Here is a 26,209-nt window from a genome sequence, read left to right on the forward strand (position 1 = left end):
TTATTCGTCGAAGTCGCCTTCTTCCGCCTGGATCGTCTTGATCCGCGCGATCGTCTTCTTCAGCTCCTTCACGCGACCGGGGCTCTCCGGCATGCCGCCGGCGGCCCGCTGCGCCTTCGAGTTGAGCAGCTCGGTCTCGAGCTCTTCCAGTTCGACCTGGCGCTCGGCCGCGGTCATGTCGCGGATCTCGTCTGTGTAGAGGATCGCCATTTACTCGTCCTCCTCGTCTTCGTCCGCGGCTTCCATCTCTGCGACGAGGTCTGCGGCTTCTTCCTCGATCTCCTCGTCGAGCTCCTCGACGTCGTCGGCCTCGGCGTCGCCGACCGGCTCCTCGGCGGCGGCGTCGGTCGCCTCCGTGGCCGTCTCCTGCGTCTCCTCGACGACTTCCTCGACGACCTTTTCGTCGATGACCTCTGCGGGGTCCTCGTCGGGGACCTCGACGTCCTCGTCGTCGGCGCCCACGTCGGGCACCTCCTCGGGCTCCTCTTCGAGCAGCGATTCGACGCCCTCGTCGGCGTCGACGTCGGCCGCCGCCTGCTCGACCTTCGGGACCTCTGCGTCCTCGCGGATGTCGAAGTCGTCCGGGAGCTGCGCGCCCGGCGGGATGATCTTCACGTTGACGCCGATCGTCCCGAGCTTCATCACCGCGACGCCCTGGCCGTGGTCGACGACTTCCTCCGCGGGCTCACCGTTGTGCTTGATGTAGCCGCGGTTGAACTTCTCGACGCGCGAGCGGGCACCGGTGACCTTCCCGGACAGGACGATCTCGGCGCCCAGCGCGCCAGCGTCCATGATCCGGTCGATCGTCGTGTGACCGGCCTTCCGGAAGTACCAGCCGCGCTCTAAGGCGTTCGCGAGACGGTCCGCGACGATCTGAGCGTTCAGGTCGGGCTCGTCGACCTCCTGAACGTCGATCTGCGGGTCGTCCATGTCGAATCGGTCCTCGAGCTCGGTGGTGATCTTGCGGATGTTCTTCCCGCCCTTCCCGATCACCATGCCGGGCTTTTCGGCCTTCAGGACGATCTGCGTTCCCATCGGCGTCTGGGCGACGTCCATGCCGCCGTAGCCGGCGCGGCCGAGCTCGTCCGCGAAGAACTCGTTGATCTGTGAACGGCGCAGGCCGTCCTCGATGAATTGGTGTTCGTCAGCCATTATTCGTCAGCCTCCGGCTCCTCGATGATGAGCTCGACGTCGGCGAGAGTGGTGTTCCACGCGGTGGCGCCCGCGGCTCGCGGGTTCCGCCCGGGTCGTTCGCCGACCTTGTGGGGGGCGACGTGTTTGATGACCATCTCGTCGCCGTCGAACCCCTGCTCGTCCGCGTTGTTCTTGACGTTCTCTAAGAGCTTCAGGAAGTCCTTGGCGGCCTTCTCGGGGTACCGTCCCGCGTCCCAGCCGTCGATGTCGGAACGGTGGCCCGCGCCGGCGTTGTGCTGGCGCATCGGCACCGATGTCTCCTCGTCGATGACTTCCTGCAGGAACTCCTCGGCGTCGGCGACCGTCTCGCCTTTGATCTCCCGGGAGATCTCCTTGCTGTCCTTCACGCTGATGGGCCGCTCGCGGAGCATCCCCTTGGCGGTGGTCTCCGGGTCGGCCTCGACGCTGTAGTTGATTCCCATGGGTTACTTGAGGGGCACGAACTTCGAGGACCGGGTCGCGCCGATGCCGGCCTGACCGTGTTCGACGGTGCTTCGAGTCAGGTGGAACTCGCCGAGGTAATGACCGATCATCTCGGGTTCGACCTGCACGCGCTCGAAGCTGTGTCCGTTGTACACGGCAAAGGTGACGCCGACGAACTCCGGCAGCACAGGCATGTCGCGCAGATGCGTCCGGATCGGGTCGTCCGCCGTCGTCTCCTTGTCGCGGCTCCGGACCGTTTCCAGCAGCTTCTGCTGTTCGGTGCCGAGGCCACGAACGATGCTTCGCCGCTGGCGTGCGGGGAGCAGTTCCGCGACTTCCTCTACGTCCATCTCCTGCAACTCGTCGAGCGAGTGACCGCGGTAGGCGAACTCCTTGCCCTCGCGGCCGGTGCGGTAGTCAGAACTCATTTGTTGCCACCTCGTCCGGTGCGCTTGGATGCGATGTCACCGACCTTCCGTCCCGGCGGGGCGTCCCGCGAGACCGATTTCGGCTGGCCGGGGTGTTGGCGACCTCCCCCGCCAAAGGGGTGGTCGACGGCGTTCATCGCGACGCCGCGCACGCGGGGGTATTTGGTCCCGCGCGCCTTCATCTTGTGGTGTTTGTTACCGGCCTTGACGAAGGGTTTCTCCGTCCGACCGCCGCCGGCGACCACGCCGATCGTGGCGCGGCACTGCGGGTCGAGCCGCTTCACTTCGCCGCTGGGGAGCTGGACGACCGCGACGTCGCGGTCGTGGGTAAGAAGCGTCGCCGACACGCCGGAGGCGCGCGCGAACTTCCCGCCGTCCCCGCGGTTGCTCTCGACGTTACAGACCGGGACGCCCTCGGGGATCTCCGCCAGCGGGAGCGTGTTCCCGGGCTTGATCTCCGCGGAGACGCCGACCTGAATCGTCTCGCCCACGCTCACGCCTTCCGGCGCGAGCACGAGCCGACGGTCGTCGTCCTCGAACTCGATCTCCGCGAGCGGAGCCGAGCGGGCGGGGTCGTGTTCGATCCCGACGATCTCGCCGGTGATCGTGTCCACGTCTTCGAGCTTCTTGTGCGACAGTTCCGCCTTGTAGCGGTGGGACGGGGCCCGGAACGTCGGGCCGCCGCGCCCACGCCGCTGTCCTTGGATTCGTCGTCCCATCTTAGAACACCCCGATGCGCGATGCGATATCGGTCGCGTCGTCGTCCTCGGAGAGCGTGACGGTGGCCTTCTTGTCGCCCTGCGGGGTCACCTGCGTGTTCACGTCGACGACGGAGACGTCGTACCGGTCCTGCACTTCCTCGCGGACCTCGGGTTTGGTCGCGTCGATGTCGACGAGGAACAGCAGCTTGTTCTTGAAGTCCATCTCGTTCATCGCCTGTTCGGTGACGATCGGGTGCTCGATGATGGAGTTCATCGGTCGGCCACCTCCTCGACGGCGCTCTCGGTCCACAGCGTGAGTCGGCCCGGGTGCGTACCCGGCGCGAGGTCTTCAGCGTTGACCTCTCGCGCGGTCGCAACATCGACGCCCGAAAGGTTCCGGGCGGCGCGGGACGGCTCCTCGCTGGTGACGACGAGGACGGACTTCGGCTGGCTGTACTTGCGACCGCGGGTCTTCCCGCGGCCGGCTCGGACGGAGCGACCATCCTCGGCGCGCTCGATGTCGGCGTCGACGCCGACGGCTTCGAGCACGCCCAGGGCCTCTTGGGTCTTCTCGAGGTCCTCGAACTCGTCGCTCACGACGAGCGGCAGATCGAGGTCCTCGTCGAACGCGTGACCGCGCTCGGCGACGAGCTCGGCGTCGGCGGTGGCCGCGACGGCCGACCGAATCGCGAACTGTCGTTCCTTGTCGTTCAGGCTCTTCGACTGGTCCTTCTCGGCCTTCGGCGGGTGCGCGGCGCGGCCCGAAACGGCGTTCGGGACGCGGCGGGCGACGTTCTCGGAGCGCGGGATGTGTGCGAGCCCGCGACCGGAGCCGAACGACTCCGCGGGGGTTCGCAGCCCGGCGAACTCGTCGGCACCGTAGGCCTGTTTCCGGTTAGCCTGTGCGGCGGAGACCGCCCGACCGATGAGGTCCGGTCGGAACGCGGTCTCGAAGATCGCCGGCAGATCGATCGTGCCAGCGTCCCCGCCGTCCAGGTCGTGTACTGTTGCGTTCATGGATTATCCCTGGTTGGATGCGGTGGATACGTACCGGACCTCGGGATCGAGGCGCGGCTGGTCGTTCGGCCGGATGGCCGGGCGGAACCGAAGCAGGCGCTTGTCCGGACCGGGCAGCGAGCCCTTGATGAGCGCGTAGTCGCCGTCGACCTCGCCGTAGTTGACGAAGCCGCCGTCGACGGAGGCGCCGTCGCCCTCGCCGAAGTCGATGAGGCGCTTGTTGAGCTCGGTGCGCTGGTGGTAGCCGGTCTGCCCCTGCTGGGGAACGGTGGAGCGAACGCGGGAGGGGTTCCACGGACCGAGGTTGCCGATCCGGCGCCGCCATCCCTGACGGGCGTGTTTGCCCTTCCGCTTCTGCACGCCCCAGCGCTTGACGGGACCCTGGGTCCCCTTCCCCTTCGTGATGCCCGACACGTCGGTGTACTGACCCGCACGGAAGACGTCGCCGAACTCGTGGGCGCCGCCCTCCGCGACGAGGTCGAGCCCGAAGTCGACACGCTCCTCGAGGGAGCCGCCGCCGACTCGGGTCTCCATGATGTCGGGCTTCTTCTTGGGTACATTCGCGAGCTCCGAGGGGACGGTGTGGGTGATGACGCGGACGTCGTCGACCGCGTCCTGGTCGAGCAGCGAGCGCAGCTCCTCGGCGTCTTCCTCGAAGGTGTCTTCCGCCGGGAGGTCGAGCGCGCGGTCGAGCTCCTCGTGGAACTCGGTCGCCCATACCTCTTCGACCGGCTTCTTTCCGTACGGCGTCTGTTCGTAGGCGCGCAGGGCCACCGCGTACATCGGCGGCGTCTCGACGACGGTGACGGGAACGGACTCTTCCATTCCCTCACGCGGCGAGTTGGCCTCGTCGTTGACCATAACGACGTGCGTCATTCCGGCCTTGTAGCCGGCGAACCCCTGCAGTGCGGGGGCTCCGTCGTCGTCGGGCCACGATCGAATGCGCGGGACCTCGCGGTCTGCGCGGGTACGCGGGCCGTAGCCCAGCGAGCCTTTTCGTGGTCGGCTTGGTTGTGGCATGTGTTTACTCCGTGAGTGTGAGCGAGCCGAGAGTCACGAACAGAGCCTCCTCCGTCCGGACGACCTCGCTCGCCTGTGCCGGGATCGTGTTCAGCCAGAGGTCGAACCCCGGATCGGGTTCGACCGAGCGGCCGTCGGCGACGGCCGCCCGAATGCCGGCGGGCGAAAGCCCGAGCATCTCCGGAAGCCCTCGCTCGGGCGCGCCGAAGGCGACGGTGTACCCGCCGGCCTCCCGCGCGTCCGAGACGATGGTGCCGAGCCGCGAGACGGAGAGTTCCTCCCCGTGTCGCGACGTCGCGACGGCCAAGCCGTCGCCGGCGAGCGCTTCCGACAGGTCCGCTTCCACGACCTGGAAACCGTCCTCCGGTTTCCCGGTGATGCGGGCGCGGACCGGTTCTCTCGAAGAGACCCTGATGGTGACGCGCTCCCCCTGCTCGACCTCCATTCCGGAGGGAACGAGCAGGGAGATCGGGTGTTCCCGCAGCGGGGAATTGACCCGGACGCGGCCTTCAGGTCCGACCTCGGTCACGAGTCCCTGTGTTTTCGACTCTTCCCCGCTAGGGGTCGAGCCGGTCCGCCACGGCACGCGGAGCGGCGGGAGCACACCGGCGTACCGGAGTTCGTCGCGCTCCCCCCAGAGGTCCTTGCGGAGCCCCGGAGGGGTCGCGGCGTACCCCAGCACGGTCCGAACGTACTCGCCGTCCCGTCGCCGCTCGCCTTCCCTGTCGGGGAAGACGACCAGTCGATCCGCCCGGAACACCGCCGCCGCACGGGCGACGTAGCCGAGTTTGCGAGTCGCCTCGCGAGTGTCTTCGGCCTCCCGGACGACCGAAGACGGAATGCAGATCGTGAGTCCGTCTTCGGTACGCATCGTGGCGAGACTGTACTCCTCGATTTCGGACGACATCGTAAAAGGGTAGCGGTCCCGCTTTCGGGCTGTGGCGCGTTCACACGGGGTCTGGCGGCGGTTTCGACCGGGCGATCGAGCGACCGAGTCACACGATCCGGAACGGGCCGAATTGACCAAAGGCGGGAATCGACTCGGGCCGGACTGACCCACTCGGGAAACGCGGACCGGGACGGCCCGCGCGATCGAAGGGAACCGGGGTCGTCGACCGTCGTTCGGAACCCTTATATCTCCGACTCGGGCTATGTGGAGATGCGAAGCACGCACCGGTAGTGTAGTGGTATCACGCAACCTTGCCATGGTTGCAACCCGAGTTCAAATCTCGGCCGGTGCACTCCTTTCAGTCGTGCACCGCCCTGACTCCCCGCTCGCTGCGCTCGCGTGGAGTCTCGGCCGGTGCATTTCTCGAAGCAGACTCTCTTGGTCAGCATTCGCTTTCTTCTGTTCAATTGGACCGTTTCGGCTTTGTTGAAATCCTCTTCTTCAGATGAATTCTCGTCTGAATCAGCTAGTCAGTGAAGACTGCGTATTGACCGACTCAAAACAACCACCTACCTGAACAAGTGAGACAAAGCATATATCTAACATTCATCGTGTCTCATATATGAGACGCCGAGGATTTCTCGCCAGTACCGGAATTGGACTTGCTACCGTCGGTGGTGGGTGCCTCGGTGATACTCCTCCCGACGCCTCGGCAACTGTTGAGATAGAATCAGTGACGATCAACGACGATCCGGAGGACAAGGCAACAGTCAAGGTAAACGACGACCGCGCTACTGTGGAGGGTACCTTTGGAGCAGACCTAGACTGCGTCACGCTTGAGACTGCGGCGTTTGCCAGCAATGAGGGCGATGTGATCGTTGAACTCACCACAGAGGCGACTGGTGACGATTGTGACGGCCCGGCGACGGTGGCATACACCGGCGAAATCACCGCGAACTTCACTATTAACGATTTGCTGTTGATCCACGTCCATGAGGAGAACGATCGCACGACGGTATTCTCCTATGAGCGGGGAGATTAATCGGGTCAGATCGAAATAAACAACTGAAAAACGGTTGGCCAAATCACGAGTTGCCTGTTCAGAACGTTCCGAGACTCCCCCGTACTGAATGATTTGTGAGTCCCCTGTATTGACCGCAGCAGTGTCAGGATGAACTCCTTGATAAGTCGTTCACCGGAGCCGCCCTTCCCCTACCGGTACTTTCAATCGGCGATCCGCCGAACCCGTGTCGTGTGACCGTACCTACGAAGACGCTCCCGAGCGGCGCCGAGTTACCGGCGCTCGGGCTGGGCACGTACGACCTCGGAGACCGGACGACCGACAGCGTCCGCGCGGCGCTCGACGCCGGCTACGCGCACATCGACACCGCCGAGGGGTACCACAACGAGGCGGCGATCGGCGACGCGCTCGCGGAGTACGACCGCGACGACGTGTTCCTCACCTCGAAGGTGCTCGCGAAGAACCTCAACTACGAGTCGGTGATCGAGTCGTGCGAGGCGTCGCTCGACCGGCTCGGAACCGACTACCTCGACCTGTATCTGGTCCACTGGCCGAACCCCGCGATCTCGCTGCGCGAGACCCTCCGGGCGATGGCCGAGCTGCGCGAGCGCGGGCTCGTCCGCGATGTCGGCGTCTCGAACTTCAGCGCCTACCAGCTGAGCTGCGCCCACCACGTCTCGGACGTGCCGATCGCGGTCAACCAGATCGAGTTCCACCCGTGGTTCCAGCGCCCCGACCTCGTCGACTACTGCCGCGAGTCCGACACCGTGATCGAGGCGGCGGCGCCCCTCGCGCGGACGGACGTGTTCGACGACGAGGTCGTCGCCGAGCTCGCCGAGAAGTACGACAAACACCCCGCGCAGGTCGTGCTCCGGTGGGCGCTCGACAACGACGTGGTCGCGCTCCCGCGGTCGTCGACCCCAGATCACGTCCGGGCAAACGCCGACCTCGACTGGGAGCTCGACGAGGCCGACCGGCGGCGGCTCGACGAACGCGACCGCGACCGGCCGGTGTACGACACTCCGGCGCGCGACTGGACGGACGACGTGTACGGGATCGAGCAGTGAGGCGGCTCGCGGTCATCGACTGACGCCGCGCGGCCTCAGGCCGCGTCGTCGCCGAGATCGACCGGCCGCCCGGTCTCGGCCGACTCGTAGATCCCGTCGAGCGCGCGCATGTCCGCGAGGGCGTGCTCGCCGTCGGGGTGGAACGGTTCGTCCGCCAGCAGCTGGTGGCCGAAGTACGCGAACTCCGCTTCGATCTGGTGGACCTGGTCGAAGTCGACGTCGACGCGGGTGCCGTCGCGGACGACGGCGAACCCGCGGTCCTCGCGCTCGTAGAACGCCGGATCGAGGATCAGCCGGGCCTCCGTGCCGGTGACCTCCAGCCGGCTCGCGTGCTGGGCGTTCTGGCTCACCGAACACAGCGCGTCGACGCCGCCGGGGAACTCCAGTCGGAACGTGGCGTGCTCGTCGACGCCGGCGAACGCCTCGTGGTTCGTTCGGGTCCGACCCGACACTCGGACCGGGTCGGCTCCGAGCACGAACCGCGTCGTATTGAGCGGGTACACGCCCAGATCCATGAGCGCGGAGCCGCCCGACAGCTCCGGATCGAGCCGCCACTGGTCGTGGTCGCCCCCGAGTTCGCCGAGCATCGTCTGCGACATCGTCGCGTGGACGTGGATCACCTCGCCGGCGATGCCGGCGTCGAGGAGTTCGCGGAGCCGCCGGACGGCGGGGTCGGTCTGCATCCGGTAGCCGACCATCAGGGGCGCGTCGGCCTCCCGACACGCGGCCACGAGCCGGCGGGCGCGGTCGAGGGTCGCTTCGAGGGGTTTCTCGCAGAGGACCGCCTTCCCCTGCTCCGCGGCGGCCCGGACGTACTCCAAGTGGGTCGCGTTCGGCGTCGCGACGTACACCGCGTCGTACGCGTCAGCGACGGCGCCCGATCGGAACTCCTCGGGGGTGACGCCGGTCAGGTCGCGCTCGGCGGCGACCGCCTCCACCGCGTCGGCGTCGATGTCGGTGACGACGGTGGCCTCGGTGTACGCCGACCGCGCGATTCCCGGTAGCGCCCAGTCGCGGGCGAACCAGCCGAGGCCGACGACCGCGACTCGGACGGGATCGGTGACGGCGGTCGGGTCGAGCGTCTCCCAGTCACGGCGCGTGAACTCGTCGAGGTACTCCGCCAAGGCGGCTTCCATGTCGGACCCTCAGCGGGGGTCGTCAAATAACCCCGGCGACGCGAGGCGGGGACCACACGGCGACGCGGGAGCGTGATCACCACGGCCCGTCGTAGTTCACGCGGGGGCGGTCGGCGTCGACCCCGATCTCGCGGAGCGCCGCGGTCGCGTTCTGGACGGGCGAGGGCGCCGGACGGTCGAGCGCGTCGGTCGTCGCCTCCGCGAACCGCACCGTCCAGTCGCCGCCGACAACGACGACCGCCCGGCGCGGAATGTCCGAGTGGCCCTCCCACGAGTCGGCGAGCAGGTCGTACGACTCCGCGATCCCCCCGTGGAAGTCGGAGACGATCGGGAAGGGGAGGTCGAACCGATCGGCGTACGCGAACCCCGCGTACAGCGAGTCGCCGGTGAGTCCGACGACGGCGAGGTCGTCGCGGTCGTGCCAGCCCGCGTCGCGGACCGCGGCGAAGGCGGCGGTGCAGGTCGGAACGAAGTTCGCGGGCGCGAAACAGCAGACGACGGCCTCGTGTCGGTCGACGAGCCGGAACAGCTCCAGCTCGGAGGCGCTGACCACTCCAGTTTTCCCCTCGGCAGCGACCGCGGGCGCGATGAAGTCGGGCGCTTTGACGCCGGTGTCGATCACGTCACAACACCGTCCCGTGTTTCTTGTCCGGTAGGTCCTTCTCCACGTCCTCGTAGAACGCGAAGCGGGCGGCCAGCTCCTCCCGGAGCGTCGAGGGCGGAACGATCTCGTCGATGACGACCTCGCTCGCCATCCGGTGAATATCGATGTCCTCGCGGTACTCCTCGCGCAGGCGCTGCTCGGTCTCGGCGCGCTCCTCGGGATCGTCGATCTCGGCGAGCTTCCGGGCGTACACCGCGTTGATCGCAGCCTCCGGCCCCATGATCGCGATCTCGCCGGAGGGGAGCCCGATCACGCCCTCGGGGTCGTAGGCGGGGCCGCCCATCGCGTAGATCCCCGCGCCGTACGCCTTCCGGACGACGACGGTCTGTTTCGGGACCGTCGCCGAGGAGGTGGCGTAGATCATCTTCTTCCCCTTCTCCAAGATCGCGTCCGTCTCGACCTGCGAGCCGGCCATGAATCCGGGCGTGTCGCAGAGGTACAGCAGGGGGACCTCGTAGGCGTCGCAGGTCCAGATGAACTCGGCCGCCTTCTCGGCCGCGTCCGGGAAGATGGCGCCCGAGCGCACCGCGGGGTCGTTGGCGACGACGCCGACGGGGCGCCCGTCGATCCGGCAGAACGCCGTGACGATCTCCTCGCCGTACCCCTCCTTCAGCTCGAAGACGGACTCCGCGTCGGCGATCCGGTCGAGCAGGTCGCGCACGTCGTAGGGGCGGTTCGGCGACTCGGGGATCAGCTCGTCGATCCCCTCTGGTGAATACGTCGGCGGCTTCGTCTCGCGCTGCGGGGGCTTCTCGCCCGCCTTGTCGGGGAGGTAGCCGATCAGGTCGGCGACGAGCTCCCGGGCGTGCTCCTCGTCGCGGGCGACCAGATCGGCCGAGCCGGACTCCTCGGCGTGGACCCGCGGCCCGCCCAGCTCGTCCAGTTCGATCTCCTCGCCGGTGACCATCTTCACCATCCGCGGGGAGGCGATCGCCATCGCGGACATCCCCTCGACCATCACGGTGAAGTCGGCGAAGACGGGCGTGTAGGCGGCGCCGGCGATGCAGGGACCGTACAGCACGCAGATCTGCGGCACCGCGCCGGAGAGCATCGAGTGGTTGTAGTAGTACTTCCCGATCCCCTCGCGGTTGGCGAAGAAGCCGGTCTGCTGGTCGATCCGGCCGCCCGAGGAGTCCATCAGGTAGAGCACGGGGTTGCCCGTCTTCAGCGCGCGCTGTTGCATCCGCAGGAACTTCTCGACGCCCTTCGCCGCCATCGACCCCGCCTTCACGGTGAAGTCGTTGGCCATGAAGTGCACGTCGCGCCCCTCGAACTCGGCGGCGCCGGTGAGGAGGCCGTCGCCCGGGAGGCGGTCGCTCGTCCCCTCGGACTCGTCGCTCTCGCCGTCCTCGTCACTACCCTCCTCGTTCCCGTCCCGGCCGGCTCGTCCCGGCGCGTTCGGGTGCCAGTCGTCGAACGCGGCGAACTTCCCGTCCTCGAAGTGGACCCCGGCCGGGTCGCCCTCCGCGGCGCTCGCGTCGCCCGCGCCGCGCGTCCCGCCCTCGCCGCCGAACCAGAGGTCGAGGCGATCGCGGACGAACAGCTTCCCCTGCTCGGGGAGGCGGCCGCGGTACTTCTCGGGGCCGCCTTCGAGGATGTCGTCGATCTCCGCTTGGAGGTCGCGCTCCCGGTCGGTCGGCCCGAGGTCGTCGTCGAGGGGGTACTCGACCTCGGGGGGAGAGGCGCTCGCCGCGGGCTCGTCGCGCTCCCCGACGTGGACATCGACGTCGACGCCGAGGTGCTCGGCGAGGGACTTCGCGATCGCCTCGGCCTCCTCCGGCGTCGCCGCCGCGCCGACGTGGACGTTCATGGGCGCAAGATTTGCGGTAGATCCTAAACAGTTTTCCATGCAAGTCTACCAACGCGGAGAGATCGGTGGCGGAAGGGGCCGCGAACCCACCGATCAGTCCAGCGCCGCCCGCAGTCGCTCGATCAGCGCCTCGTTGCCGACGTAGAGAGGGACCCGGTCGTGGACGCCCTCGGGTTCGACGTCGAGGATGTCGATTTCGCCGTCGGTCGCGGCCCCGCCCGCGCGCTCGACGATGTAGGCGATCGGGTTCGCCTCGAAGGAGAGCCGGAGCTTGCCCTCCGGCGCGCTGGTCAGGGAGGGGTACGCGAATATCCCGCCGTAGGTGAGCACCTGGTTCACGTCGCCGACCATGGCGCCGCCGTACCGGAGCTTCAGTTCGTCTTCGATCTCGCGGGCGTAGGCGGTGAAGTCGTCGGGCCAGTCCGGGACGCGCCCGCCGAACCCGTACACGAGGGGGTCGTCCGGGAGCGTCAGGTCGTCTTCGACGACCGAGCGAGAGACGCCCGTACCGTCGCCGGCCTCGCCCTCCTCGCCGGCGGGCTCCCGCTCCACTACCTCCTCGCGCACGCCGGCGTCGTCGGCGACGATCATCGTCGTGATCGGGCCGTAGAGCACGTAGCCGGCGGCGACGAGGTCGCGTCCGGTCGCGGGAAGCGGGGCGTCGTACACCCCGACGACGGTCCCCATCGCGTTGTTCGACCGGAGGTTCGAGGAGCCGTCGAGGGGGTCGATCGCGACCGCGTACGCGCCGTCGCCGTCGCTCCTGACCGCGCCGCCCGCGTCGACGGCGGCCTCGCGCTCCTCGCTGACGAATGAGCCGACGCCGTCGACCGCGGTCAGCGCGTCCGCGAGCAGCTCGTCGGCGTAGAGGTCGCCGGCCAACACCGACTCCCCGGAGGGGTTGTCGGTCCCGCTCTCGACGCGTCGACCGGGGAGCGCGGCACGGATCTCGGGGGCCGTGGCCGCGACCGCGTCGAAGACCGCCTCGACGACGGAATCGTCGCCTCCGTCGATGGTCGGGTCGCTCTCGGCCATCAGTCCGCGCTCTCGGCGACCGCCAGCGCCTCCGCCGGGTCGGCCTCCTCGAAGACCACGGCTTCGAGCGCGTCGAGGATGCGCTCGGGGTCGTCGCGCTGGAAGACGTTCCGCCCGACCGCGAGTCCGGTCGCGCCCGCGCCGATGGCGTTCGCGACGTTCCGGAGGAACGCCGTGTCGTCGCGCATCGTGCCGCCGGACATCACGACCTTCGTGGGGCCGGCCATCCGGACGGCCTCGCCCATCGCCTCGGCGGAGCCGGGGTACTTCACCTTCACCACGTCGGCGCCGAGCTCCAGCCCGAGCCGGGCCGCGTACGAGATGGTGTCGGAGCTCGTGTCGTTTTTGACGCCCTGTCCGCGCGGGTACGACCACATGACGACGCCCATGTCGTGCTCGCGGGCATCCTCCTGGGCCTCGCGGAGCTCCTCGGCCATCTCGATCTCGTGGTTCGAGCCGCCGTAGAGGGTGAAACCGATCGCGTCGGCGCCGAGGTCGGCGGCGTACTCGGCCGAGCAGTTGACGGGGCTGTCGGGTTCGCCCATCCAGAGGTTCGAGGTGCCGTTCAGCTTCAACAGGAGGTTCACGTCGTCCTCGTAGTCGGGGTAGTACGCCTCCGCGACCCCCTTCTGTACGGCCAGCGCGGTGACCGCGTCGTGGGTGGCGAGCTCGAACAGCCGCTCCGGATCGGCCGTCGCCGGATTCGGATCGAAGTCGACCGGGCCGTGTTCGAGCCCGTGGTCGTACGCGAGGATGAGCGACTTGCCGTCCCGCGAGATGGCGTCGTCGGCGTGAGGAAGCATCAGTTCGTACTCCCGTTACATCGGTAAAAAAACGCTATGGTCGTTCGATTCGTTACGTCCGGTTAGAGACCGTATATACAGCCTTCCTCGGCGGCGCTATCGACCGGTTCACCGATCCCTCAATTACTACTCAAATAGTTAATTCTGCGCGCTCTCGGACGGATCGCGGACCCTCGTCCCCGGAGTCGCAATACTTACCATCGCCGCCGCGACAGCGTCCCGCATGCGGGAGCTATCCGACATCGACGTCGTCGGCGTGGTGGGGGCCGGCACGATGGGCAACGGGATCGCACAGGTCGCGGCGACCGCCGGCTACGAGGTCGTGATGCGCGACATCGAGCCGGAGTACGTCGAGCGCGGACTCGGGAGTATCGACGACAGCCTCGCTCGGCTCGACGGGAACGAGCGACTCGACGAGGACCCGGCGGCGATCCGCGACCGGATCGAGGGTACGACCGACCTCGACGCGCTCGCGGCCGCGGACGTGGTCATCGAGGCCGCCGTCGAGGACCTCGACGTGAAGCGGGAGGTCTTCGCCGACCTCGACGAAGTGACCGACGACGACGTGGCCCTCGCGACCAACACCTCGACGCTGTCGATCACGAGCATCGCGAGCGCCACGGACCGCGCGGGCGACGTGATCGGGCTCCACTTCATGAATCCGGTTCCGATCATGGACGGCGTGGAGGTCGTCGTCGGGGAGCGCACCGCGGACGCGGTGGTCGACTTCGCGCACGCGTTCGCGGAGGACCTCGGCAAGGAGACGTGGGAGGCCGACGACAAGCCCGGCTTCGTCACGAACCGCGTCCTGATGCCGTGGATCAACGAGGGCGTCCGCGCGTACGACGAGGGCGTCGCCGACAGGGAGGACATCGACCGCGGGATGAGGCTCGGGACGAACGTCCCGATGGGTCCCCTCGAACTCGCCGACCACATCGGGCTCGATGTGGTGTTAGACGCCAGCGAGACGCTCCACGCCGAGCTCGGCGACCGCTACAAGCCGGCGTACCTCGTGAAACGTAAGGTGGCGGCCGGCGACCTCGGCAAGAAGACGGGTAGGGGGTTCTACGAGTACGACGAGGAGTAGCGGCGGTCCGGGTCAGGCGCTCTCGGCGCTCTCAGCGTCCGTGTCGTCGCTCGCGGTCCACCGGCGCGCGCCGGGGAGGAGGCCGACGAGCTTCGTCACGTAGCCGAACCGGAACAGCCCGAGCTGCGAGAGCGCCCCGAGGACGAACACGGCGAGGAACGCGGGCGCCGTCACGTCGAACAGCAGCGGCTGGACCGTCGTCTGCGCGGCGGCCGCGTCCAGCGTCGCGGGCGTGATCGACCGCGACGCGAACGCCGCGCCGATGAGGGCCGTGGAGACGACGAGCGTCGTCCGACTCATCACGAACCCGAGCAGCGCGCCGACCGCGACGCCGGCCAGCGTGGCGCCGACGAGGAGGAGCGTCCCCTCCATCCCGGCCGCGTCGGCCGCGTACATCGGCCCGACCGCGAACCGCCCGGCGAAGCCGCCGACGATTCCCCCGATTGCGACGACCGCGAAGGAGAGCCCGGCGTACGCGAGGACCCCGCCCACCGCGGCGCCGAGCGCGGCGGCTCCGCCGACCAGCACCAGCCCGTCGGCCCCGAGCACCCCCGCGAGGTTCGGCGCGGCGAGGTAGCCCGCACCGGCCCCGACGAGGACCCCGGTTATCGTGACGGCGTAGACGGAGACCGCGGCCCCGACGAACGCGAGGAGCAGCCCCGCAACGACGAGTCCGGCGGAGAGTGGCGTGATCATGTCTCCACGTGAACACCGATCCGACTTAAAAGGTCGCGAGACGAGAACGTCGACACCGGCGGGAAGCCGACTCGACATCCGTCCTCACCGCTCCCGACGCCCGGCCTCACCGCCCCCGACGGCCCGCCTGCCGGTCGATGTGCCGGGTGTAGCCGCCGACGGCGAGGCCGAACCCCACTACGATCAGTCCGAGCCCGAGCATGCGGGTCGTCCCCAGCGTCATCAGCGCGAGGATCGCGCCGAAGACGAACGCGAACACGCCGGCGACGACGACGCCGACGTCGAGGAGCGGCGACGGTTGGACGGTCTCGCAGTGGGGACAGATCCGCGCGTCGCTCGGGATCGGCTCCCGGCAGTCGACGCAGTGGACGCGGTCGCGGGACACGGCCGCCGGTTCGGCCGTCGGGGACTTATAAGGTTCAGTCGGCGGCCCCCGTCCGTCGTCAGCCCGGCGCGCCCGTCGTCAGTCCGCGGGGGGCATCAATCCGCCGCGGCCGCGTCCGCGGCGCCCTCGCCCGCCCCCAGCGTCTCCTCGACCTGCGTCACGACGGTCACGAGCGCGACGACGGCGAGCGCGGCGCCGACCGCGAAGGGAACGACGAAGCCGAAGCCGACGAGCCAGCCGGACGCCAGCGGCCCGATCGCGACCCCGAAGCCGAACCCCATCGTGAGCACCGACAGCGTCGTTCCGGACTCGCCCTCCCGCGCGAGGTCGCCCGCGAGCGCCAGCGACGGCGCGAACACGCACGCGACGGCGACGCCCTGCGCCAGCCGGACGAGCGTCATCACCAGCGGGTCGGTGACGACCCCCTGCAACAGCGTCGTGGGCGCGAGCAGCACGAACCCGGCCAAGAGGAAGGGGCGGCGCCCGATCCGGTCGCTGGCCTGCCCGACCGGCACCTGAAAGAGGACGTTCGCGATGGTGACCGCCGCGAACTGGAGGCCGAACCACACCGGCGGCTGGTCGAGCCGGACGTTCACCTGGTTCTGGAGGGTCGCGAACAGCGCGATGCAGATCCCCATCGCGACCGTCGCCAGCCCGAGCGCGAACACCGGGTCCAGCAGGCGTCCCTCGCCGCGGACCCGGATCGAGAGGTCGTCGCTCGCCTCGCTCGACTCGGCGGCGTCGCGGACGAGGAGGAAGACGAGGGCGAAGCTGAGGTACGCGCCGGCGCAGGCCGCCACGAACGCGGCGTCGAACCCGTCGAGGACCGGCAGCCCGATCGCGGAGAGGTCGTAGGGGCCGCGCTCGACGACGGCGCCGGCGACGACCGGGCCGAAGCCGAACCCGATCAGCCGAAAGGTGTTGTACACGCCGAAGTTGCCGCCGCGGTCGGCGTCGCTCGCGGCGTACTCGTTGACCAGCGCGACCGTCGCCGGGATGATGAGCGCCGCGCCGAACCCCTGCGCCGCGCGGAGCGCGATCAGCTGCCAGTAGGCATCCGCGACCGTGTACAGTCCGCTGGCGGTCCCCAGAAGGAGGATGCCGGCCAACACGAAGGGCCGTCGCACGCCCGTCCGGTCCGAGAGCCGCCCTGTGAGCGGTTGCGAGAGACTGTTGAGGAAGCCGAACAGCGAGAGCACGAGCCCGATGAGCAGCGGCTCGGTCAGGGTCACCGACGCCGCGCCGACGCCGACCGCCGTCCCGAGGAGCGACTCGATGTCGACTAGGTCGCTCGCGATGTACAGCGGCAGGACGACGATGAGAAAGGAGTTGCCGGCGGCGCCGACCATCCGAGCGAGCGCGAGCACGATAACTCGGCGGTCGGTGTCGGCGACGCCCGAGAGTAACCCCATCGGAACGCGGGTTCGCCCGCGAGCACAAAGGCGTTTGCGAACGGCGGGGATCGATCCGGTTCCGGCGGCGGAACCGGATCCGTACCCGCGGACCGCGTTCCGATTCCGGGACTGCTCCGCCGCCGGCTACGAGGGGCGCTCGACGATCGACTCGATCCGGTCGAGCGCGGCCGACGGCTCCGTGACGATCGTCACCGCGACGGACTCCAGCTCGCGTTCGAGGTACGCCTCCGTGAGGTCCAGCACGGACGAGTCGTCGTCGACGTGTAACACGTCGATCCGTTCGGACATGGCACGGGCTTCAGGCTCTCCCGATAAACGAATACCGGCTCGGGTATCAGTCGTGAGGACGCGAGTGTTCCCCCCGAAACGCCCCGGTTCCACGACCGCCACGGTACCCGTTTCACTACCGCCGCGCGTGGCCGGTTCTTAAGGCCGCGCGGCGCGGAGCCTCTGGCGATGGCGGGCGGAACCCTCCCCGGGACCGACGCGGACGACGACGCGGGGAGCGACCGCGTCGTGTTCCACGTCGACATGGACTGCTTTTACGCCTCCTGCGAGCGCCTGCGGCGCCCCGAGCTGGCGGGCGAGCCCCTCGTCGTCGGGATGGGCTACGAGGCGGGCGAGACGATCGGCGCGGTCGCGACCGCGAGCTACGAGGCCCGCGCGTTCGGCGTCGAGAGCGCGATGCCGATCTCGGAGGCGCTGGAGCTGCTCCCCCGCCGGGCCGACGCCGACCCCGACGACCCGGACGCGCCCGACCCGGAGGAGGCTGGCCGGTACCTCCCCGTCGACCTCGACTACTACAAGGCGGCCGCCGGCGACGTGAAGACTGTCCTCCGCGACTGCGCGGACGTGCTCCGCGAGGTGAGCGTCGACGAGGCGTACCTCGACGTGACCGACCGCACCGCGTGGGACGCCGCCGGCGATCCCGACGGTCCCCCGCCGAGCGCCGCGGCCGGCCCCGCCGAGGTCCGGACGCTGGCGGAGGGGTACGCCCGGCACGTCAAGGAGCGCATCGAGCGCGAGGCCGGGGTGCCCGCGAGCGTCGGCGTCGCGCCGAACATGTCGACCGCGAAGGTCGCCAGCGACGCGGACAAACCCGACGGGCTCGTCGTCGTGCCGCCGGGCGAGGTCGAGCCCTTCCTCGCGTCGCTGCCGACCGCCGAGATCCACGGCGTCGGCCCGGTGACGGAGCGGACGCTGGCGGAGATGGGGATCGAGACCGCGGGCGACCTCGCCGCCGCCGACCCCGACCGGCTCGGCGAGGCGCTCGGCGACCGCGGCCGGGAGCTGTACCGGCGGGCGCGGGGCGAGGACGACCGGGAGGTGACGCCCACGGGGCTCCCGAAGAGCCTCTCGCGGGAGTCGTCGCTGTCGGCGACGGCCGACGAGGAGCGCAAGCGCGAGACGGTGCGCGCGCTGGGCGCCGACGTGGCCCGCCGCGCCCGCGAGCGGGGGTGTCTGTACCGCACCATCGGGATCAAGGCGGTCGAGCCCCCGTACGAGGTGAACACCCGCGCTCGGAGCCTCCCCGGCCCCGTCGACGACCCCGACCTCGTGGAGTCGGTGGCGCTGGACCTCCTCGACGAGTTCGCCGACGACCGGGTGCGAAAGCTCGGGGTGCGCGTCTCGAAGCTCGACTTCGCCGAGAGCGATCAAGCGACGCTCGGCGGGTTCGACGCGGAGACAGGAGGAGGCGCCTCGGAGGACGGCGGACGCGACCGCGAGCCGGAACCGCAGTCGGTCGCCTCCGGCGGCGAGGGCGGGAAGCTCACCGACTGGGTAGGGGGCGAATCGGACGCGGCCGACGGGGACGAGACGGACGAGGCCGGAGACCGGCGGACGGGCGAAACCGCGGACGGGCAGGCATCGCTGGGCGACTGGGGGTGAGGTTCGTCCGCGGTGCTGCGGACGGACCGACGACGACGCGGACGGACCGCCGACGACACGGACGGACCGACGACGACGCCGCGGGCGGCACCCGGATTTATCTGGCGACTTTGACGATCCGCGGTATGTCCCTCGCTCGCCGCGTCCTCCTCGGCTCGACCGGAAACGCCCCCGACCGGCGATATCGTCTCCTCGTCCCGCCGCTGCTGTTTCTCGTCGTCTTCGCCGCCTACGCGCTCGGGATCTTCGAGATCGGCGGCGGCGTCGTGTTCCTCGCGGGACAGGCGGCGCTGGTCGGGGTCGTCGCGGCCGCCGGCCTCGCCTTCCGTCGGGCGGGGCTGGCGCTCGCGTGGGCGGCCGTCTACGCCGCCCTGCTCGGATACAACGCGGTCCATTACCTGCTCGGGCTCTCTGGGCGGTCTTGGGAGGGACGGGTCGCCGCCCTGCTGGCGGTCGACGGCCTGGTCTTCGTCGGCGTCGAGGCGTTCGTGCTCGGGACGCTCGCGTGGGTCGCCGGCCGGGCCGCTGTCCGCGCGGCCGGCCTCCGACGAGCCCTGAGCGGAGACGGCTCCCCCGAGTGAGGGGGTTTAGGTGCCCGAGCATCGACCCCGACACATGGACGACTCCGCCGACGAACTCGCGTGGGAGACGCTCGACACCGACATCGACTACCGCTGCCCCGGCTTCGACGTGCACCGCGACGAGGTGCGCTTCCCGGACGGCGACACCGACGGGTACCACTACGTCGACGAGCCGCCGGCGGTCGTGGTGCTCCCGCTCACCCCCGACGGCGACGCGGTCGTCATCGACGAGTGGCGGCAGGCGGTCGGCCGGGTCAACCGCGGGCTCCCCGTGGGGTCGGTGGAGCCGGAGGACGCTGACGACCTCGAACGCGCCGCCGCCCGCGAACTCGCCGAGGAGACCGGGTACGAGGCCGACGCCTTCGAGCGCCTGACGACGGTCGAGCCGACGAACGGGATGGCGAACTCGGTCCACCACCACTTCCTCGCGACCGGCTGCGAGGCCACCGCCGAGCAGGATCTCGACCACAACGAGTCGATCGCGGTCGAGACGGTGCCGTACGACGACCTGCTCGAAGCCGTCGTCGACGAGGGACTGCGCGACGGGCGGACCGTGACCGCCGTGCTGTGGTACGAGCTTCTCCACCGGTGATCCCGGGAACGGGACCGAAGACGACCCCACCGGGCCTACCGCGGAACCCGCAAGCGTCGGGGCGCACGAACAGCCATATTACCTGGCGAGTCGTAGGCGCGGCAATGGCAGATCCCTCCAGCGGCGATCCGGGCGGCCGTTCGACCGCGACCGAGACGGGGAGAGACGGAACGGAGACCGGCGGGTCCGGACCCGGAGAGCGCGGACCCGAGCCCGGAGCGGACGAGACAGGGGCGGACGGGCTCGACGGACGCGCCGTCGCTGTCGCGGTCGGGACGGCGGTGCTGCTCGGCGCGCTCGGTCCGCTGATCGCGTTGGCGAGCGGGGTCGGGGTGTTCGCGATCGACCTCGCGGTCGGCGGACTCCCGCTCGCCGCCAACGTCGTGCTCACGCTGATCTTCGGCCAGTACGTCGCCTTCGGCGGACTGGCGGTCGCGTACCTGACGTGGCGGGGGTTCGACCACGCGGGGATCGTCTCCTATCTCGGCGTGCGCCGGCCGAGCCTCAAGGAGATCGGGATCGTGATCGGGAGCTGGGTCGTGATCTTGATCACGATCATGGTCGTGTCGGTCGTCGTCCAGCTGCTCGGCACCGACACCGCGGCGAACCAGAGCGCGGAACTGGCGCTGGGGAACCCGCAGATCATCCCGCTTTTCGTCGCCGCGTCGTTCCTCGTGATCGGTCCCTGCGAGGAGATCCTGTACCGCGGGGTGGTGCAGGGACGGCTCCGCGAGGCGCTGCCGGCCGCCCCGGCGATCCTGATCGCCTCCGCGATCTTCGCGGCCATCCACGTGATGGCGCTGACCGGCGGCGTCTCCGCCCGGCTCACCACCGTCTCGATCCTCTTCGTCCCGAGCCTCGTCTTCGGCGCGGTGTACGAGTACACCGAGAACCTGGTCGTTCCCGCGCTGCTCCACGGGCTCCACAACGCCGTCATCTTCACGATCCTGTACGTCACCGTCACCTACGGCGGCGACATCGAGGGGATGGCCGAGGGCGGCGCGCTGCTGTTGCCTTTATAAACCTCGCGCCGACCGCTTTTCACCCATACCGCGGCCACCCGGGGGTATGCCCGAACGACTCCGCGTGTTCGCAGGCGACTGTCGGGTGACCGAACGCGGCGACCGCTCCCGGACCCACCGCGGGCGCGTCGTCGTCCTGATCAAGCCCGACGACACCACCCTCGTCCACGACGCCGACGGCTACCAGCCGGTCGCGTGGCTCACCCGTCCCGACTCGGTCGTCGTCGAGGGCGACGGCGACGGCTTCTCCGTCACCGCCCGCGACGGCGCCCGTCGGCTCCGCGTCGTCGCCGAAGAGGCGACCGCGAGCCGCGCGCTGCCGGTCACCGAGGCCGGCCTCCCGGTCGGCACCTGCCCGGCGGACGGCGGGGTGCTCGTGCGCTCGCGCGGCGACGTGGTCTGTCTCGACTGCGAGACCCGCTGGGGGCTCCCGGCCGGTGCGAGCGTCACCGACGGGGTCTGCGACGACTGCGGGCTCCCGAAGATCCGGATCGAGCGCGGCGAGCCGTTCCACCTCTGTCTCGACCCCGCGTGCGATCCGATGGAGGTCGCCGTCAGCGACCGGTTCGACCGCGTCTGGGACTGCCCGGACTGCGAGGGCGACCTCACCGTCCAGTCCGCGCCCGGCCGCGTCTACCTCGCCTGCGAGCACCGTCCGGACTGTGAGACCACCTTCTCGATCCCCTCCGGCGTCGTCGTCGACGAGTGCGACTGCGGGCTCCCGGTCTTCGAGACGGCCGCCGGCCGCGGCTGTCTGGACGGGAGCTGCGAGCTGGGCGGTCACACCGCGAACGAGAACTGAAAAGCGTCTACCGAGCTACTCCGCGAGCTGCTCGCGTCCCGGCGCGATGAGCCGGTCGAGGTACTCCGCGAGCGCGCCCTTCGCGTCGGCGGGATGGAGCTCGCCGGACTCCAGGTCGGCCTCCAGCGCGTCGTAGGTCTCGTACGCCAGATCGCCGCCGTACTCCTCGGGACGCTCGACGACGACCGTCTCGAACCGCGGGAACACGTGGTACTCGAACACCTGCAGGACGGGGTTCTCTCGCGCCTCGCCGTCGTCAGTCGGCTCCGGGTCGGCCGTCGGCGGGCAGTACGCGTCGTTCACCTTCGACTCGATGTCGTCGCGGGAGTCCTCCATCGAGATGGTGACGCCCTCGCTGGAGGACATCTTCCCGCGGCCGGTGCCCAGGTCGGCGATGAGCGGGGTGTGGAGGCTCGTCGGCGGCTCGCGGTCGATGCTCGGGAGCACGTCGCGCGCGAGCATGTGGACCTTCCGCTGCTCCATCCCGCCGACCGCGAGGTCGACGCCGAGGTACGGGATGTCGAGCGCCTGCATCAGGGGGTACACCGCCTGCGACACCTTCACGGAGTCGCCGGAGGTGATCTCGGCCATTGCGCGCTCGGCCCGCGCGAGCGTCGTCTCGAGCTCCAGCGAGTGCAGATCGAGCGTGTAGTCGTCGTCGAGCTGGAAGTCGGAGCCGAGCACGAACTGCGTGTTCGACTCGTCGAGCCCGTAGGCGATGAACTGGTCGCGCATCCGTTCGGCGGTGTGGCGGATCTCCTCGAACGACCCCTTGTCGTTGAGGTAGGCGTGCACGTCGGCGAGCAGCACCGTCACCTCGAACCCGGCCTCTTGGAGGTCGATGAGCTTGTTCGCGGTGAGCATGTGCCCGATGTGGAGGACGCCCGAGGGCTCGTAGCCGACGTACGCCCGCTTCCCGTCGGGGTCGTCGGCCAGCGCCTCGATCTCCTCCTCGGTGACCACCTCGGCCGCGTTCCGGGTGATCCGCTCGTAAGCGTCCATACACCCGACTGCGCGGTTGTCGGTCATATGACTTCTGGATGCGTGCGGACGGGTGGCGAGGGGGTGCGTCCCGACGGAAGGCCGCCCGCCCTGCTCCCCTACTCCTCGGTCTCCGGCAGCGTCCGTCCCGCCCGGTGTTCCGAGATGATCCGGTCGAGATGCTCCTGTTTTTCGGCCTTCTGCCGGCGCTCTGCCCGGTGCTCCCAGTCGTCGATCGCGGCCGTCACGGCCTCCTCGCTCGCAACCGCCAGCTCGTCGACCTCGCGGACCGGGACCGCGTCGGCCGGGAGGACCGGCACGTTATGGTCGAACAGCACCTGATCGGCCGCGTCCGAGAGGTTTCCGTCACGGATCACGGCGCGCGGCTCCGTCTCCGCCAGCCGCTCGGCGGTCCGGCGACCCGCGCCGGAGGCGTCCCGGAGGTAGACCACGTCGCCGGCGACGAGGCCGTACGCCTCGTCCGCGGACTCGATCGCGTCGAGCGTGAACTGTTCCACGATCTTCACGCTGACGAGCCCCCGGTCGTCGGCCACGTCGTCGAAGTTCGAGTGGTCGAGCCGCCACAGCTCCTTGAGCGTCTCCACTTTGCCCTCCAGTTCGGCGACGCGCTCGCGCGCCTCGTCGCGATCGCGCTCCAGCCGGTCCGTTTCGCGTTCGAGTCGAGAGACCGCACGCCGGCTCCGCGCTTCGATCCGCTCCTCGCGCTTCGCCTCCTCCAGTTCGCCCTCCAGTTCTTCGATCCGCTCCTCGCGCTCCGTGAGGTCGTCCTCCAGCGACTCGGCGTGCGACTCCAGCCGGTCGACACGCTCGCGGAGCCGGCGGATCGTCTCCTCTTCCTCGGTGCGCTCGGGCTCGGTGGGGTCCGCCTCGTCGGCGTCTCCGTCGCCGCCCCCGCTACCCCCGCCGCTCCCGTCGTCCTCGCTCAGCTCCGCGATGACGGACTCCACGGAGGCGTCGCCCGCGACGACGCCCGCGATCACCGCCTCGCGGTCGAGCCGCGGCGGGGTCTTCGCCGCGATGCGCTCGAACTGGTCCTCGTGGTCGTCGTAGGCGTACAGCGCGGCCGCCAGCGCGTCGCGCTCGTGGTCGTTCGCGTAGTTGGTCTCGCGGGTCCGGTGGAGCTTCTCGTCGACGGGCAGGTCCGTGGTCGGGCGCCAGCCCGCGGCGTCGAACGACCGCCGGAACTTCTCGACGGTCTCCGGCATCGGCTCCACGTCGGCGGCGACGATGATCGGGCGCCCCTGATCGATGATCCACTCGGTCACGTCCGCGGTGTCCGCGGTCCGCGAGGAGTAGAGCGCGTGGACGGTGCCGTCGAGCCCGACCACGGCGGCGGCGGTGGTCGTCCCCGGATCGATCCCGACGATCACCCGGTCGCGCCGCTGCACCAGCGGCTCGTACTCGATCCCGTCGCGGCGCTCGCGCTCGACCTCGACGCGCACGTCGCCGGCCCGCGAGTTCGACACGGGGATGTCTTCGGGGCGCGCCTCCACCGCGAACGTCGCGTTCGCGTAGCCGCCGTACTTCTCGGTCACGTCGCGCTCGAAGTCGAGGTTCGCCTCCGTCAGCTTCGACTGGACCTGCCGCGTCCGCTTCCGGACGTTGCCGTGTATGCGCCGGGTGTAGCGGTCCTGACTCCACCCGCCCTTTCCGGTCGAGCGGCCGCGGGACACCTTCACGGTCGTCTCGTCGGTGAAGGCGGTCACCTCGTGGCCGACGTTGGCGGCCGCGAGCCGGGCCGAGGCCTCCGCCTCCTTCATCGGCTCCTTCCCGTACGGAATCCCGTGGCGAGAGGCGACCCGCGAGAGCGGCTCCGGGCGCTCAGCCCCGGTCACCTGCACCAGCCGCGTCCCGTCGGGGAGCGACCGGAGGAAGCCGACGAGCTCCCCCTTGTCCGCCGCCAGTTCGTAGGCGTTGTCGGTGGCGACGTAGAGGGGTTCGCGGTCGTCGATCAGCCGGCAGAGCTTCCGGAATGACACCACGTCGCGAGTGACCCGCGCCATCGGGCCGTCCGCGTCGGGGGCGTCCGGGTCGTCATCGTCGACGGGGTCCAAGACCACGAGGGCGTAGGAGGGGTCGTCGCCGCGAACGTCGCCGCTGTGCACGTCGACGCCGAACACCGGCCGGTCGCGGGCGCGGATGGTCCGGGTTGTCACTGGTTCACGTAGGCCGCTGACGCCTATATACCCCACGCCGGGGTGGCGGTCGTGGGGATCGAAGCGCGGTGTTCGGTGCGGATCGCCGCGCTCGCTTAGTCAGTACAAGTTCTCGAGTTCCGCCTCGACGTGCGAGTGCTCCTCGGCCGGGAACTCCCCGGCCTCGACGGCGTCGCGGTACGCCTCGACGGCGCCGAGCATCTCGCTCCGCACGTCGCCGAACCGCTTCGCGAAGGGCGGCGACCACTCGCCGAGCCCCACCGCGTCGTTGATCACGAGCACCTGCCCGTCGCAGTCCGGCCCGGCGCCGATACCGATCGTCGGGATGTCGAGGGCTTCCGTGACGGCCCCCGCGAGGTTCGCGGGGACGTGCTCCAACACGAGCGCGAACGCGCCGGCCTCGGCGTGTGCTCCCGCGAGGTCGATGATCTCCTCGGCGGCCTCCTGATCGGTCCCCTGTCGGGTGTAGCCGCCGAGTCGGTTGACGTGCTGGGGCGTCAGGCCGAGGTGCGCCATCACCGGAATCCCGACATCGGTCATCCGTCGCGTCATCTCGACGGTGTGGGGGCCGCTCTCGATCTTCACCGCGTCGGCGTTCGCCTCCTTCAGGAGCCGGCCGGCGTTGCGCACCGACTCCGCCTCGTCGACGCCGAACGAGAGAAACGGCATGTCGGCGACGACGAGCGCGTCCTCGGTCGCGCGGGCGACCGCCGCGGTCCGGCTCGCGACCTCGTCGAACGTCACGGGGAGCGTGGAGTCGTAGCCGAGGGCGGCGTTGCCCATGCTGTCGCCGACGAGCACGATGTCGATCCCGGCTTCGTCGAGGACCGCCGCCGTCGGGGCGTCGTAGGCGGTCAGCATCGTGATCGGCTCGTCGCCCTCCCGGAGTGCCCGCGCCGAGGTCATACCTCGAACACGGCCGGGCGTCGGGTTAAAGTCGCCGGAATCCGGAGAATCGGGACCGCTCGGACCGCCCCCACAGATCCCTTCTCCGCGCTCCCGCGGACCGCCACCGATTTGCACGTCCGCCACCGAGGGCTCCCCGTGCAACCTGTCGAGCGGGCCGAGTACGAGGGGATCGACTACGGCTGGGTGATGCAGACGACGTTCGTCGTCACCATCCTCGTGGGCGCGCCCGTCGTCGCCGCCCTCTCCGCGTTCGTCACCCTCGACTCGTGGCCGGCCCGTGCGGCCTTCGCCGTCCGGGTCGGCGCCCCCATCTGGTTCGTCACCGCCGTCGCCGTCGCGGTCTACGCGCGGCGCACCGACGCGGGGGACGGCGGGGTGGCCGGGGCGGACGACGCCGACGGCGCTGACGCCGACCCCGAGGACGCGGGCGACGCTGACTCCGGCAGCGCCTGACTCGCCGACCG

At 69.7% G+C, this 26,209-nt stretch carries 30 protein-coding genes and 1 tRNA gene; 10 read left to right on the plus strand and 21 right to left on the minus strand.

Annotation, left to right across the window (positions count from 1 at the left end; all coding sequences use genetic code 11):
- The 9 genes from rpmC to ESO89_RS01380 are packed head-to-tail and all read right to left on the minus strand — an operon-like array spanning window position 1 to window position 5,654.
- Window positions 1-210, minus strand: coding sequence for a 50S ribosomal protein L29 (gene rpmC, locus ESO89_RS01340; RefSeq protein ID WP_128903884.1), 210 nt, complete (start codon window positions 208-210; stop codon window positions 1-3).
- Window positions 211-1,152 carry a 30S ribosomal protein S3 gene (locus tag ESO89_RS01345; RefSeq protein WP_128903885.1) on the minus strand — a complete coding sequence of 314 codons (942 nt, stop codon included), beginning with the start codon at window positions 1,150-1,152 and terminating at the stop codon, window positions 211-213. It abuts the gene before it with no gap.
- Window positions 1,152-1,616, minus strand: coding sequence for a 50S ribosomal protein L22 (locus tag ESO89_RS01350; protein ID WP_128903886.1), 465 nt, complete (start codon window positions 1,614-1,616; stop codon window positions 1,152-1,154). The genes ESO89_RS01345 and ESO89_RS01350 overlap by 1 nt, the downstream gene beginning before the upstream one ends.
- A 3-nt stretch (window positions 1,617-1,619) precedes the next feature.
- A complete protein-coding gene (locus tag ESO89_RS01355; RefSeq protein ID WP_128903887.1) occupies window positions 1,620-2,045 on the minus strand; it encodes a 30S ribosomal protein S19 in 426 nt (141 codons plus the stop codon).
- A complete protein-coding gene (locus ESO89_RS01360) occupies window positions 2,042-2,764 on the minus strand; it encodes a 50S ribosomal protein L2 (RefSeq protein ID WP_128903888.1) in 723 nt (240 codons plus the stop codon). Before ESO89_RS01360 ends, ESO89_RS01355 begins: the two co-directional genes overlap by 4 nt.
- 1 nt (window position 2,765) lies before the next feature.
- Window positions 2,766-3,020, minus strand: coding sequence for a 50S ribosomal protein L23 (locus tag ESO89_RS01365; protein ID WP_128903889.1), 255 nt, complete (start codon window positions 3,018-3,020; stop codon window positions 2,766-2,768).
- Complete coding sequence (rpl4p, locus tag ESO89_RS01370; protein WP_128903890.1) at window positions 3,017-3,763, minus strand: 50S ribosomal protein L4; 747 nt, start codon at window positions 3,761-3,763, stop codon at window positions 3,017-3,019. The genes ESO89_RS01365 and rpl4p overlap by 4 nt, the downstream gene beginning before the upstream one ends.
- 3 nt (window positions 3,764-3,766) lie before the next feature.
- A complete protein-coding gene (locus ESO89_RS01375) occupies window positions 3,767-4,783 on the minus strand; it encodes a 50S ribosomal protein L3 (RefSeq protein ID WP_128903891.1) in 1,017 nt (338 codons plus the stop codon).
- A 4-nt stretch (window positions 4,784-4,787) separates the two neighbouring features.
- Window positions 4,788-5,654: a putative RNA uridine N3 methyltransferase gene (locus tag ESO89_RS01380; protein ID WP_128904098.1), complete on the minus strand. Its 867-nt coding sequence runs from the start codon at window positions 5,652-5,654 to the stop codon at window positions 4,788-4,790.
- A gap of 299 nt (window positions 5,655-5,953) precedes the next feature.
- On the opposite strand from ESO89_RS01380, the gene ESO89_RS01385 reads away from it, so the two are divergent.
- From ESO89_RS01385 to ESO89_RS01395, 3 genes are all read left to right on the plus strand, one after another.
- Window positions 5,954-6,024, plus strand: a tRNA-Gly gene (locus ESO89_RS01385).
- A gap of 270 nt (window positions 6,025-6,294) precedes the next feature.
- Window positions 6,295-6,714 carry a hypothetical protein gene (locus ESO89_RS01390; RefSeq protein ID WP_128903892.1) on the plus strand — a complete coding sequence of 140 codons (420 nt, stop codon included), beginning with the start codon at window positions 6,295-6,297 and terminating at the stop codon, window positions 6,712-6,714.
- 212 nt (window positions 6,715-6,926) lie between these two features.
- Window positions 6,927-7,760, plus strand: coding sequence for an aldo/keto reductase (locus ESO89_RS01395; protein ID WP_128903893.1), 834 nt, complete (start codon window positions 6,927-6,929; stop codon window positions 7,758-7,760).
- 35 nt (window positions 7,761-7,795) lie between these two features.
- Here ESO89_RS01395 and gfo6 read toward each other — a convergent pair whose 3' ends face one another.
- The 5 genes from gfo6 to ESO89_RS01420 form a co-directional block, all read right to left on the minus strand.
- Complete coding sequence (gene gfo6 / locus ESO89_RS01400) at window positions 7,796-8,896, minus strand: D-xylose 1-dehydrogenase Gfo6 (RefSeq protein WP_128903894.1); 1,101 nt, start codon at window positions 8,894-8,896, stop codon at window positions 7,796-7,798.
- Window positions 8,897-8,972: 76 nt separating this feature from the next.
- On the minus strand, window positions 8,973-9,518 hold the full coding sequence (locus tag ESO89_RS01405; RefSeq protein WP_128903895.1) for a redoxin domain-containing protein: 546 nt from the start codon (window positions 9,516-9,518) through the stop codon (window positions 8,973-8,975).
- A gap of 1 nt (window position 9,519) precedes the next feature.
- Window positions 9,520-11,370: an acyl-CoA carboxylase subunit beta gene (locus ESO89_RS01410; protein WP_128903896.1), complete on the minus strand. Its 1,851-nt coding sequence runs from the start codon at window positions 11,368-11,370 to the stop codon at window positions 9,520-9,522.
- A gap of 93 nt (window positions 11,371-11,463) precedes the next feature.
- Entirely contained in the window at window positions 11,464-12,405 is a 942-nt protein-coding gene (locus ESO89_RS01415) for a class 1 fructose-bisphosphatase (protein WP_128903897.1), read from the minus strand.
- Window positions 12,405-13,208, minus strand: coding sequence for a class I fructose-bisphosphate aldolase (locus tag ESO89_RS01420; RefSeq protein WP_128903898.1), 804 nt, complete (start codon window positions 13,206-13,208; stop codon window positions 12,405-12,407). Before ESO89_RS01420 ends, ESO89_RS01415 begins: the two co-directional genes overlap by 1 nt.
- A gap of 223 nt (window positions 13,209-13,431) precedes the next feature.
- Between ESO89_RS01420 and ESO89_RS01425 the strand changes: the two genes are divergently transcribed.
- Window positions 13,432-14,295 (plus strand): 3-hydroxyacyl-CoA dehydrogenase family protein, encoded by an 864-nt coding sequence (locus tag ESO89_RS01425; RefSeq protein ID WP_128903899.1) that lies wholly within the window; start codon window positions 13,432-13,434, stop codon window positions 14,293-14,295.
- A 12-nt stretch (window positions 14,296-14,307) separates the two neighbouring features.
- On the opposite strand, the gene ESO89_RS01430 is transcribed toward ESO89_RS01425, so the two are convergent.
- The 4 genes from ESO89_RS01430 to ESO89_RS18360 all read right to left on the minus strand — a co-directional run bounded on the left by ESO89_RS01430 (window position 14,308) and on the right by ESO89_RS18360 (window position 17,079).
- Window positions 14,308-14,991, minus strand: a complete 684-nt coding sequence (locus tag ESO89_RS01430; protein WP_128903900.1) for a phosphate ABC transporter permease — start codon at window positions 14,989-14,991, stop codon at window positions 14,308-14,310.
- A 106-nt stretch (window positions 14,992-15,097) separates the two neighbouring features.
- A complete protein-coding gene (locus ESO89_RS01435; RefSeq protein WP_128903901.1) occupies window positions 15,098-15,376 on the minus strand; it encodes a zinc ribbon domain-containing protein in 279 nt (92 codons plus the stop codon).
- A gap of 95 nt (window positions 15,377-15,471) precedes the next feature.
- Complete coding sequence (locus ESO89_RS01440) at window positions 15,472-16,788, minus strand: MFS transporter (RefSeq protein WP_128903902.1); 1,317 nt, start codon at window positions 16,786-16,788, stop codon at window positions 15,472-15,474.
- Between the two features lie 126 nt (window positions 16,789-16,914).
- Window positions 16,915-17,079 carry a hypothetical protein gene (locus ESO89_RS18360; RefSeq protein WP_164932718.1) on the minus strand — a complete coding sequence of 55 codons (165 nt, stop codon included), beginning with the start codon at window positions 17,077-17,079 and terminating at the stop codon, window positions 16,915-16,917.
- A 168-nt stretch (window positions 17,080-17,247) separates the two neighbouring features.
- On the opposite strand from ESO89_RS18360, the gene ESO89_RS01445 reads away from it, so the two are divergent.
- From ESO89_RS01445 to ESO89_RS01465, 5 genes are all read left to right on the plus strand, one after another.
- Window positions 17,248-18,681, plus strand: coding sequence for a Y-family DNA polymerase (locus ESO89_RS01445; protein ID WP_128903903.1), 1,434 nt, complete (start codon window positions 17,248-17,250; stop codon window positions 18,679-18,681).
- Window positions 18,682-18,806: 125 nt separating this feature from the next.
- Window positions 18,807-19,262 (plus strand): hypothetical protein, encoded by a 456-nt coding sequence (locus tag ESO89_RS01450; RefSeq protein WP_128903904.1) that lies wholly within the window; start codon window positions 18,807-18,809, stop codon window positions 19,260-19,262.
- A gap of 34 nt (window positions 19,263-19,296) precedes the next feature.
- The gene (locus ESO89_RS01455) at window positions 19,297-19,854 is read left to right on the plus strand and encodes an NUDIX hydrolase (RefSeq protein WP_128903905.1); all 558 of its coding nucleotides are present in this window, start codon (window positions 19,297-19,299) and stop codon (window positions 19,852-19,854) included.
- A gap of 104 nt (window positions 19,855-19,958) precedes the next feature.
- Window positions 19,959-20,876, plus strand: coding sequence for a CPBP family intramembrane glutamic endopeptidase (locus ESO89_RS01460; RefSeq protein ID WP_128903906.1), 918 nt, complete (start codon window positions 19,959-19,961; stop codon window positions 20,874-20,876).
- A gap of 46 nt (window positions 20,877-20,922) precedes the next feature.
- Entirely contained in the window at window positions 20,923-21,678 is a 756-nt protein-coding gene (locus ESO89_RS01465) for a PDDEXK family nuclease (RefSeq protein ID WP_206731712.1), read from the plus strand.
- Between the two features lie 15 nt (window positions 21,679-21,693).
- Here the strand turns inward: ESO89_RS01465 and ESO89_RS01470 are convergent, their stop codons facing one another.
- From ESO89_RS01470 to panB, 3 genes are all read right to left on the minus strand, one after another.
- Window positions 21,694-22,680 (minus strand): tyrosine--tRNA ligase, encoded by a 987-nt coding sequence (locus ESO89_RS01470; RefSeq protein WP_128903907.1) that lies wholly within the window; start codon window positions 22,678-22,680, stop codon window positions 21,694-21,696.
- A gap of 98 nt (window positions 22,681-22,778) precedes the next feature.
- Window positions 22,779-24,836, minus strand: a complete 2,058-nt coding sequence (locus tag ESO89_RS01475) for a DUF460 domain-containing protein (RefSeq protein ID WP_128903908.1) — start codon at window positions 24,834-24,836, stop codon at window positions 22,779-22,781.
- 99 nt (window positions 24,837-24,935) lie between these two features.
- Window positions 24,936-25,742, minus strand: coding sequence for a 3-methyl-2-oxobutanoate hydroxymethyltransferase (panB, locus tag ESO89_RS01480; RefSeq protein ID WP_128903909.1), 807 nt, complete (start codon window positions 25,740-25,742; stop codon window positions 24,936-24,938).
- A 138-nt stretch (window positions 25,743-25,880) separates the two neighbouring features.
- On the opposite strand from panB, the gene ESO89_RS01485 reads away from it, so the two are divergent.
- On the plus strand, window positions 25,881-26,198 hold the full coding sequence (locus ESO89_RS01485) for a DUF5822 domain-containing protein (RefSeq protein ID WP_128903910.1): 318 nt from the start codon (window positions 25,881-25,883) through the stop codon (window positions 26,196-26,198).
- Window positions 26,199-26,209 lie beyond the last annotated feature (11 nt).

It is taken from the genome of Halorubrum amylolyticum (assembly GCF_004114995.1).
GTDB lineage: Archaea > Halobacteriota > Halobacteria > Halobacteriales > Haloferacaceae > Halorubrum > Halorubrum amylolyticum.

Excerpts from the sequence above, each read along its gene's own strand:
- rpmC (WP_128903884.1), bottom strand. The coding sequence starts at position 210 with ATGGCGATCCTCTACACAGACGAGATCCGCGACATGACCGCGGCCGAG.
- ESO89_RS01345 (WP_128903885.1), bottom strand. The coding sequence starts at position 1,152 with ATGGCTGACGAACACCAATTCATCGAGGACGGCCTGCGCCGTTCACAG.
- ESO89_RS01350 (WP_128903886.1), bottom strand. The coding sequence starts at position 1,616 with ATGGGAATCAACTACAGCGTCGAGGCCGACCCGGAGACCACCGCCAAG.
- ESO89_RS01355 (WP_128903887.1), bottom strand. The coding sequence starts at position 2,045 with ATGAGTTCTGACTACCGCACCGGCCGCGAGGGCAAGGAGTTCGCCTAC.
- ESO89_RS01360 (WP_128903888.1), bottom strand. The coding sequence starts at position 2,764 with ATGGGACGACGAATCCAAGGACAGCGGCGTGGGCGCGGCGGCCCGACG.
- ESO89_RS01365 (WP_128903889.1), bottom strand. The coding sequence starts at position 3,020 with ATGAACTCCATCATCGAGCACCCGATCGTCACCGAACAGGCGATGAAC.
- rpl4p (WP_128903890.1), bottom strand. The coding sequence starts at position 3,763 with ATGAACGCAACAGTACACGACCTGGACGGCGGGGACGCTGGCACGATC.
- ESO89_RS01375 (WP_128903891.1), bottom strand. The coding sequence starts at position 4,783 with ATGCCACAACCAAGCCGACCACGAAAAGGCTCGCTGGGCTACGGCCCG.
- ESO89_RS01380 (WP_128904098.1), bottom strand. The coding sequence starts at position 5,654 with ATGCGTACCGAAGACGGACTCACGATCTGCATTCCGTCTTCGGTCGTC.
- ESO89_RS01390 (WP_128903892.1), top strand. The coding sequence starts at position 6,295 with ATGAGACGCCGAGGATTTCTCGCCAGTACCGGAATTGGACTTGCTACC.
- gfo6 (WP_128903894.1), bottom strand. The coding sequence starts at position 8,896 with ATGGAAGCCGCCTTGGCGGAGTACCTCGACGAGTTCACGCGCCGTGAC.
- ESO89_RS01410 (WP_128903896.1), bottom strand. The coding sequence starts at position 11,370 with ATGAACGTCCACGTCGGCGCGGCGGCGACGCCGGAGGAGGCCGAGGCG.
- ESO89_RS01415 (WP_128903897.1), bottom strand. The coding sequence starts at position 12,405 with ATGGCCGAGAGCGACCCGACCATCGACGGAGGCGACGATTCCGTCGTC.
- ESO89_RS01420 (WP_128903898.1), bottom strand. The coding sequence starts at position 13,208 with ATGCTTCCTCACGCCGACGACGCCATCTCGCGGGACGGCAAGTCGCTC.
- ESO89_RS01425 (WP_128903899.1), top strand. The coding sequence starts at position 13,432 with ATGCGGGAGCTATCCGACATCGACGTCGTCGGCGTGGTGGGGGCCGGC.
- ESO89_RS01430 (WP_128903900.1), bottom strand. The coding sequence starts at position 14,991 with ATGATCACGCCACTCTCCGCCGGACTCGTCGTTGCGGGGCTGCTCCTC.
- ESO89_RS01440 (WP_128903902.1), bottom strand. The coding sequence starts at position 16,788 with ATGGGGTTACTCTCGGGCGTCGCCGACACCGACCGCCGAGTTATCGTG.
- ESO89_RS18360 (WP_164932718.1), bottom strand. The coding sequence starts at position 17,079 with ATGTCCGAACGGATCGACGTGTTACACGTCGACGACGACTCGTCCGTG.
- ESO89_RS01445 (WP_128903903.1), top strand. The coding sequence starts at position 17,248 with ATGGCGGGCGGAACCCTCCCCGGGACCGACGCGGACGACGACGCGGGG.
- ESO89_RS01450 (WP_128903904.1), top strand. The coding sequence starts at position 18,807 with ATGTCCCTCGCTCGCCGCGTCCTCCTCGGCTCGACCGGAAACGCCCCC.
- ESO89_RS01455 (WP_128903905.1), top strand. The coding sequence starts at position 19,297 with ATGGACGACTCCGCCGACGAACTCGCGTGGGAGACGCTCGACACCGAC.
- ESO89_RS01460 (WP_128903906.1), top strand. The coding sequence starts at position 19,959 with ATGGCAGATCCCTCCAGCGGCGATCCGGGCGGCCGTTCGACCGCGACC.
- ESO89_RS01465 (WP_206731712.1), top strand. The coding sequence starts at position 20,923 with ATGCCCGAACGACTCCGCGTGTTCGCAGGCGACTGTCGGGTGACCGAA.
- ESO89_RS01470 (WP_128903907.1), bottom strand. The coding sequence starts at position 22,680 with ATGGACGCTTACGAGCGGATCACCCGGAACGCGGCCGAGGTGGTCACC.
- panB (WP_128903909.1), bottom strand. The coding sequence starts at position 25,742 with ATGACCTCGGCGCGGGCACTCCGGGAGGGCGACGAGCCGATCACGATG.